Raw genomic sequence first — 8,160 nt, forward strand, 5'->3', positions numbered from 1 at the left:
ATTACTTTCTTTTATTTATTCGCTCTTTAGGTAAATCGGTAATCAGCAATTGTTGATTATCGTTACTTTCTAGTGTTGCAATTTTAGAGTATGTGTAACCTTCAATAGGTTCATTTAAAGTTTTCCATTTACCAATTCCAGCAACCGTTATTTCTTCACCAATTTCTACAATAGCTTCGCTATAACGTAAAGATTTATTAAAGCCTAAAAAAGCTTTACTTTTAATGTTATATCTATCTAATAGTTTTTGAAATTCTGGTGATGCACCATTAAAAGTATTAGTAGAGTGTTTTTTGTCTACAACCAAATGAGCTTTAAAATTCTTTAAATCCTGTGAAGGTTGAACCATTACGAATTCACCATTTTTGTTTAAAAAGAAAGGTTCAATTTTTTCTTCTTTGGCTACAGTAACCCAAGTAGGAGTATTTCCATTATGTTTTTTCTGTTCTATTTTAATTCTATAAAATACACACTTACGTTTGCTAAAAGGAGCGATTAAAGGCTCGTTCACATGCAAAGCTTTACCAGTAATTTTAGTAAGCTGATTTGTTTTTAAATTGTTTACAGAGGAACTTGGTATTTCTTTTAATTTTCTAATTAAAACTTCTTTGTTACTGTAATGGTTAACTAAAAATATGATTAGAATGATTAAAGGAATTACAATAAAAAGAATATGCATAATATCAATTTTTTAACTATAAGTAGCACTAACTATCAAAATGTTACATGTTTTTTATAACTTAGTGATAATTAAGTTGCTTGCTAATAATCTTCGATGACTATGAAAAATTATATCATTCTTTTATGTTTTATATTTAATATTTTTTGCATTAGTTCTCAATATAAGATACAACATCAAGAACTTGAATCTCTGTATATTCAAACTAATAAAGACATTTATACTTCAGGAGAAGAAATAAAGTTTAAGGTAACTGTTTTAAATACTAAAACATTAAAGCCTTCTTACACAAGTAAAATCTTGTATTTACAAATTCTCAATATTAATAAAGAAGTTGAGTTTAGTCATAAGTTTCCTATTGATAGAGGAGTTTGTAAAGGAGTGTATAAATTAAAAGATAATTTTAAAAATGGTTTATATTTTTTGAATGTTATGACTGTGCATTCCATAAATAAAAACTTGAATATACGTGCTCAAAAACCTTTTCATATAGAACAAAATTTTTACAAAAGATTACATATAGCTTACGATTTTGTAAGTGATAGTATTTCTAATCAATTATTTGCAAATTTTAAAGTATATGATAGAAAATATAAACCTTACAAGAAGTTAAAAACACAATTAGTTTACAAAACAAAATCAGGGAAAAATAAGAAACAAAGAATAAAAACAAATAATAAAGGAATTGTTGTTTTTAAGTTGAAAGATGTTGCTGATATTGATTTTAGCAGATTGGTATTTACAGTTTTTGATGATTCTGGGAAAAGAGAAGAGATTATAAGTTTACCATCTCCAAATTTTAATAATAAATTCAATGTTCAGTTTTTTCCTGAAGGTGGACAATTATTTTCTGGAGTAGAACAAAAAGTAGGTATAAAGATAATTAACGAATGGAATGAACCTGTAAAAAGTAAAGTATATTTATATGAAGAAGAAAAGAAACTTCAAGAACTAGATTTAAAGGAGAAAGGAATCGCTGCATTCACTTATAATTTTAAAAGAGATAAAAAGTACTTTATAAAATCAAGAGTCAGCAATAAAGAATATAGTATTCCCTTTCCTGAGTTTACAAATGCTGGAGTGTATTTAAAGGTTACAGAAAAAGGCAAAACTTTAAAAGTTGATTTGTTTCCAATTAATTTGAGAAATGACAAAAGTTTTAAAGTAAAAGCGTATAAAAATGGAGAAGAAATTCATGAAGAGATAATTACTTCATTACAAAATCTTACAAGTTTTCCAATTCATGTACAAGATCTTTCATCTGGCGTTGTATTTGTTGAGTTGTTAGATGTTAATAATAATGTTTTAGCTTCCAGAGATGTGTTTGTTAATCAACATAAAAAACTTTACGTTAAACCGCTAAAAACAATTAGAAGAAGGTATAAACCAAAAGAAAAAATCAAACTTAGATTTAAAGTCTCAGATCATCTTGAAAAAAATAAAAGAGCTGTTGCTACTATAAGAATCTCTAATGATAAAAGTGTTTTATTAGAGAACGGCATGGATTTATGTTCTTACTATCAATTGATAAAAAATTCGAATGAAAGAATTGTATCATCAGGAAAATATTTTATACAAAAAAGCCCTTGGATTTTAGATGATTTAATGTTAACTAAAACCTATATTAGAAATGATTCTAATTATAAAAAGCATACGAAATCCTATCAAGAAAGTATTTTTGGAAAATTATACGGAAGAGGTTTAGCAAACAATTTAATTGCAGAAAGAAATAAAAGAATTCCTGTTATAGCTGGAGTAAATAATAATTCTATAATTGTAGATTCTCTTGGGAATTTTAAAATATCTCCATCAAAATTAGAACAAATAAACAGTGAATATTTTACAGTAGCTTACGGCAGTAGTGATTCTCATTTATTTACAAAAAGTGATTTTCTTTTAGAATCTGAAGAGTTTCTAAAAAGGGACTTTATTAATATATCGAATAATATCTCTTTTTTAAGTAGAAAGAAAATTTCTAAAAAATATTCTGAAGATTTTAGTTTCGATTACTCAAATTCACTGGATGAAGTTGTAGTGACAAAAAAAGTGAAAAATGTAAAAGCATTTGGAGTTAAAAAACTGCACGAAGGATCTGTTTTCGATTATGTTTGTTACGAGTATGATATTCTAAATTGTGTAAATCATAAGCAAGGATATAAACCTGTAGAAGGAGGTATTTATTTAATAAACGGAGGAGAAAAAATTGTTTACAAAGCACCAAAATCTAAAAGTAAAACAAAAGAAAAAGTAGAGAGTAATATATTAAAGCTAAAAGGTTTTTATAATTATAATAAAAAACAAAAAGTTGAAGGTTTTCAAGATTTACGAACGAATTTATATTGGAATCCGTATTTGTTGAATAACAAAAAAGGAGAATTTGAGATTGAATTTACTACAAGTGAAGTAAGAGGAATTTACCAAGCAAGTATAGAGGTTAATAGTCAAGATGGATTGTTAGGAACATATTTTTTTACATTCGAAGTAAAATAACTAATCATCTAGTTTAACTAATAAATACAATTCATTCTCTAACTCTAAATAAGCTTGATTGTAAACATAATAATATGTATTACCAGTTTTGGTTTGATATAGCGAAGTAAACAGTTTAAAATCGAACCCTTTATCATACAATTTTGTACGAGATACTTTGGTTTTTCCTTTCGTGTTTAATTCAGAAAGTATTTTGTAATTTTTCTTAAGTCTGTTGTTTATATTTCTAATTAAGTTTTTGGTATCCTTATCTACTTTATTATTGTACGAATTTCTACAATAATCAGAACAAAACTTTTGATCAGCTCTTCCTCTTAAAGGCTCAGAACATTCTAAACATTTTCTTGCTTCCATAAGTTTCAAAGATACAAATATATTCGAATGTAATCGACTACAAACGTTTACAACCGAAAGTAAATGTTTTGCAACCGAGTCTACCTTTAAATAGGTTGCATCTTTGCAGTGTCAGTTCACCAGAACGGCAAATTAGTCTTAACTGTTTAAAACAATAAATTAATAGAATGAACGCACTTAAAAATCGAGTACAGTTAATTGGTCACTTAGGAAACAAACCAGAAATCATTTATTTAGATTCTGGAAAAAAGTTAGCAAAATTTTCTATTGCTACCAACGAAACGTACAAAAATTCAGAAGGTCAGAAAGTAACAGACACGCAGTGGCATAATATAGTTGCTTGGAACAAAACCGCTGAGATTATCGAAAACTATTTAGATAAAGGAAGCGAAATAATGATTGAAGGAAAATTAACCTCCAGAAGTTATGAAACTAACCAAGGCGAGAAACGCTATGTAACTGAAGTTGTTTGTAACGAACTATTAATGTTAGGAAACAAGTAAGAGGGGAAATTTGCTATAAACGTATTGAATTGAAAAAGAAAAAAGTAAGAGTGTTCATTTGTATGAACACTCTTTTTGTATCTAAAAAGATCATTTAATTTTTAACTACTTTTACTAAATAAACCAAATGATTCATGAAAAAGATTTTACTAATATTAACAATATCGCTATCCTATAACTGCATTGCTCAGAACAATAAGTTTGTTTTTCAACAAAAAGAAAATCATAATATTCATGATTTAGCAGATTCCAATAATGTGTTTTTTGATTATGATTTAGATGGAGATTTAGATCTCATTATATCTGGTTACAATAAAACTTTAGCTGAAGATTCAAATACACATACGTTTCTTTATACAAATGATGGTAAAGGAAATTTTACATTAGATAAAAGATCTACTTTCATGCGTATTGAATATGGAAAAATTGATGTTGCAGATATAGATCAGGATAATGATTTAGATGTTGTAATTACTGGTCAAGAATTAAATAGAACGAAAGAAAATGGTGTAGTTATTTATAAAAATGAAAAAGGAATATTTAAAAAACATCAAAAAATAAGTGGAGAAAACTATTGTGTTTATGCAGGTTTTTTAAATGTAAATAAAGATAAATATGCAGATCTTTTAATTGAAAGAAATGAAAAGATCGAATATTACATTAATGATAAGAAAGGGAATTTTAGTTTAAAAGGAGAACTAAAAGGAGCTGGAAGTGTTTATGAATACGGTGTTGCTGCTTTTGATATAGATAATGATGGTGATGATGAAGTATTATTACAAGGAGATGAATTGGCATACAAAGGAGATAAACCTTACTTAAAAAAAAATAATTTATTCTTTAAAAATTCAAGTAAAGGATATACTTCTATTTCACATGTGTTTAAAAATACAGATCAAGGAATTATTCATCCTGTAGATATCAATAATGATGGAAATATGGATGTATTTATGACAAATATTACAGAAAATTCTGGAGCTGTATTCGAAAAATCACTGTTCTATTTCAATACAGGTAAAGCTTTTAAGACTATAGAAAATGATATTTTAAAATATAATTTAGGAGTATCGTGTTTTGTAGATTTAGATAACGACGGAGATAAAGATTTGATTATTTCTGGAGGTAGAAAAGCATTAGATAGTTCAGCATATTATGAAGATGCGATAGATATATATGAAAATAAAAAAGGGAAGTTTATTTTATTAAAAAGACAAGCATTTCCTTATGCCAGTCAAGGTTCTATTCATACAGGAGATATAGATGGAGATGGAGATCAAGATATATTGTTAACAGGATATGAGGGAGGTTTTGAAGGAGACCCGAAAACATTATTGTTTATTAATAAACTAAAGTAGTTGTAAAAAAATTGATTATGATTTTAGCTTTTGATACATTTTATTATGAAAGTAAAGCAAAGACAGTTTGTGTTAGTTTTAATAAGATAACAGATGAAACTTCTATAGCTATCACAGATGAAATTATTGATGGAGTATCAGAGTATGTTCCAGGAGAGTTCTATAAAAGAGAAATGCCATGTATTTTGAGTCTTTTAAAACAATTTGATCTTGAAGAAATAACATTAATTATTGTTGATGGATATGCAATTCTTAATAACGAAGGAAAATTAGGTTTAGGAGGTTATTTGTATGAAGCATTAGAGAAAAAGATTCCTGTCATTGGAGTTGCAAAATCTCAATTTAATACTGAAAATAAGTATGCTAGAGAATTATTTAGAGGAGAAAGTAAAAAACCATTATATGTTTCTGCAATAGGTTTAGATTTAAATGATGCTTATAATGCTATTAAAGATATGCATGGTAATTTTCGTATGCCAACATTGTTAAAAGTTTTAGATACTAAGACGAGGGAAAATTTAGTATAAATTGAATATTTAAATAATGAATATATCAAAAGTAATATTTAGAATCCTTCTTATTCATTTCATCATTAGTTTTAGTGCGATTCTTAAAGGTTTTGCACAAGAAAAGCTTGAGGGATATAGCGTACAACCAATCCCATCTTGGGTTAAAAAATATCCTTTTCCGAAACTTAAAAGAGAATATGATCTTGACCTAGTTTTATTGCAGCTTGAAAGTCAATACAACAATACAACAGAGGAAAGTTTTAAAAAGTATTATTATTATGTAAATACTGTCAAAGGTGTCAATAAAATTCGTTCTTTTTATTTCTGGTATGAACCAGATTTTCAAAGTATACAGATACATAATGTGAATTTTCATAGAGGAAATAAAATTATTAGAATCAATAGTAAATTACATATAGAAAAAGAAATTTATGAAAAACAAATAGCAGGAGATTTTTATGCAAATGATGGAAGAATAAAAATCTATTTTGAAGGTGTAAAACAAGGAGATATTATTGAGTTTAGCTATACAGAAAAAGGCAGCCAGCCTGATTTAAAAGGAAGTTTACATTATCAAATTTTTCCTTTTAAGCATAATTTAAGGGGTGCTAATTACATTAGGATTTTAAATACAAAACCTATAAAAACTCATACGGTCAATTGGGATCCTAAAATTATTCGTGCAAAATCAAAAGGATTATTTTCAGCAGAATTCAAAATTGAAACAGATCAAAAGATAAAATATCCAACAGTTCCAGATTGGTATTCTGCGAAAAAAAAAGTTTATTTTTTTGATAAAGTTTCTTGGAGTGAATATGTCAACCTCAATATAGAAAACTATGAACTAGCAAAAGCACCTTCAATAGCAGTTCAAGAAAAGGTTAAAATTATAACAAAAGGTATTGAGAGTAAAGAAGAAAAAATCAATGCTATATTAAATTATATTCAGGAAGATATTCACTATTTAGATTATGATTTAATCGAGCCTAAGAAATCAGATGTAGTATTAAAACAAGGAGTAGGGGATTGTAAATCCAAGTCATTATTAACAATAAAAATGTTAGAATGTTTAGGTGTCACGTCTTGGCCATTAATTGTTAAATCAGACGGGTTAGATGAAAGAATATTAAATGTTTATAGTGGTCAAATATTTGATCATGCTGTTGTTGAATATGAATTAAACGGTAAATCATACATTTTTGATGCAACACAAAGTCCACAAAAAGGTAATTTAAAAGATAAGACTGTTTCCGACTTTCGATACGGATTAAGAATTAAAGAAGGCGTAAATGAACTTACAAAATTAGATTGGAAATCTAATAGTACTGTAGATATTACTACAGTTATCTATGAAAATGAAGATGATTTTCAAGAGGATCAATACCGTATCAATTCCCAAGTAGTATTACAGGGCGAAGTAGCGAATGATTATAATTGGGTTTATAATACGTATGGTATCGAAAAATTGTTTGATGAGATTAGTGAAGATGTTTTAAAAAATCCCTACAGAAGAAGAGAGAATTATGAGAAAGAATATTTTATAGAAGACGATAAACCTTTTTCTGTTTTTAAATTCAGATCTAAAAATCCTACAGAAAAATTCGAATCAATTCATTACAATAGTGAAGCATTATCTTATGCTCCACCTTTTTTAAAACAATGGTCGGAAATAAAACAGTTATATGATGAAGATTTAGGAGAATTCTTTGATCTACCTTATCTAGAAAAAACAAATTACTTACTAAAAACAAAAGAATTACCTTGGATGGAGTTTATTCCTGATACTGTTAAACTTGAAAATGATTGGATCAAATACAATAAGAATTCTTGGAAAGAAAACGACTCTATTTATGCAAAATATTCTATAGAATTTTTTAAGAAAGATTTAGATTCTTCAAGATATAAAGAGGTTGTTAAGAGTATGGATTCTATTCATAAAAATATTTCTTTGATTTTAACTAAAGAGAAAACTAAACGAGAAGATTATAGTTATGAAAAAATTTATCGTAAACAACTTTATACCATATTTACAACGTTATTTGTTTTCTTGATAGTACTATCGTTTTTAATCTTTTTTATCATAAAAAGAAGAAAGAAAAGAAAAAAGTATTTAGAAGAACTTAAAAATGAGATTTCTAATCTTAAGAAACAACTTAGCGAGAAAGATATTTAAGAGAACTAAATTTAAAATGATGAGTCGTCCTAAAATAGGTTGACAGTTTTAAAAAGTATTATTTAAACCAGAGAAGCTAGCTTCTCTGGTTTTTTAT

The 8,160-nt window shown here is 26.9% G+C and carries 7 protein-coding genes; 5 read left to right on the top strand and 2 right to left on the bottom strand.

Annotated elements, in window-relative coordinates; all coding sequences use genetic code 11:
- Position 1 precedes the first annotated feature (1 nt).
- The gene (locus Q1A46_RS01240; protein WP_299673165.1) at positions 2 to 679 is read right to left on the bottom strand and encodes a hypothetical protein; all 678 of its coding nucleotides are present in this window, start codon (positions 677 to 679) and stop codon (positions 2 to 4) included.
- A 102-nt stretch (positions 680 to 781) separates the two neighbouring features.
- Between Q1A46_RS01240 and Q1A46_RS01245 the strand changes: the two genes are divergently transcribed.
- Positions 782 to 3,169, top strand: a complete 2,388-nt coding sequence (locus Q1A46_RS01245) for a hypothetical protein (protein ID WP_299673167.1) — start codon at positions 782 to 784, stop codon at positions 3,167 to 3,169.
- Here Q1A46_RS01245 and Q1A46_RS01250 read toward each other — a convergent pair whose 3' ends face one another.
- Positions 3,170 to 3,523 carry a hypothetical protein gene (locus tag Q1A46_RS01250; protein WP_299673169.1) on the bottom strand — a complete coding sequence of 118 codons (354 nt, stop codon included), beginning with the start codon at positions 3,521 to 3,523 and terminating at the stop codon, positions 3,170 to 3,172.
- Between the two features lie 167 nt (positions 3,524 to 3,690).
- On the opposite strand from Q1A46_RS01250, the gene Q1A46_RS01255 reads away from it, so the two are divergent.
- The 4 genes from Q1A46_RS01255 (at position 3,691) to Q1A46_RS01270 (ending at position 8,063) form a co-directional block, all read left to right on the top strand.
- On the top strand, positions 3,691 to 4,026 hold the full coding sequence (locus Q1A46_RS01255; RefSeq protein ID WP_299673171.1) for a single-stranded DNA-binding protein: 336 nt from the start codon (positions 3,691 to 3,693) through the stop codon (positions 4,024 to 4,026).
- A gap of 134 nt (positions 4,027 to 4,160) precedes the next feature.
- Positions 4,161 to 5,381, top strand: coding sequence for a VCBS repeat-containing protein (locus tag Q1A46_RS01260; protein ID WP_299673173.1), 1,221 nt, complete (start codon positions 4,161 to 4,163; stop codon positions 5,379 to 5,381).
- 17 nt (positions 5,382 to 5,398) lie between these two features.
- Positions 5,399 to 5,908 carry an endonuclease V gene (locus tag Q1A46_RS01265; protein WP_299673175.1) on the top strand — a complete coding sequence of 170 codons (510 nt, stop codon included), beginning with the start codon at positions 5,399 to 5,401 and terminating at the stop codon, positions 5,906 to 5,908.
- A 16-nt stretch (positions 5,909 to 5,924) separates the two neighbouring features.
- Positions 5,925 to 8,063, top strand: a complete 2,139-nt coding sequence (locus Q1A46_RS01270) for a DUF3857 domain-containing transglutaminase family protein (RefSeq protein ID WP_299673177.1) — start codon at positions 5,925 to 5,927, stop codon at positions 8,061 to 8,063.
- Positions 8,064 to 8,160 lie beyond the last annotated feature (97 nt).

Origin of the sequence: uncultured Tenacibaculum sp., from assembly GCF_947502995.1 — a bacterium.
In the GTDB taxonomy this organism is placed as follows: domain Bacteria; phylum Bacteroidota; class Bacteroidia; order Flavobacteriales; family Flavobacteriaceae; genus Polaribacter.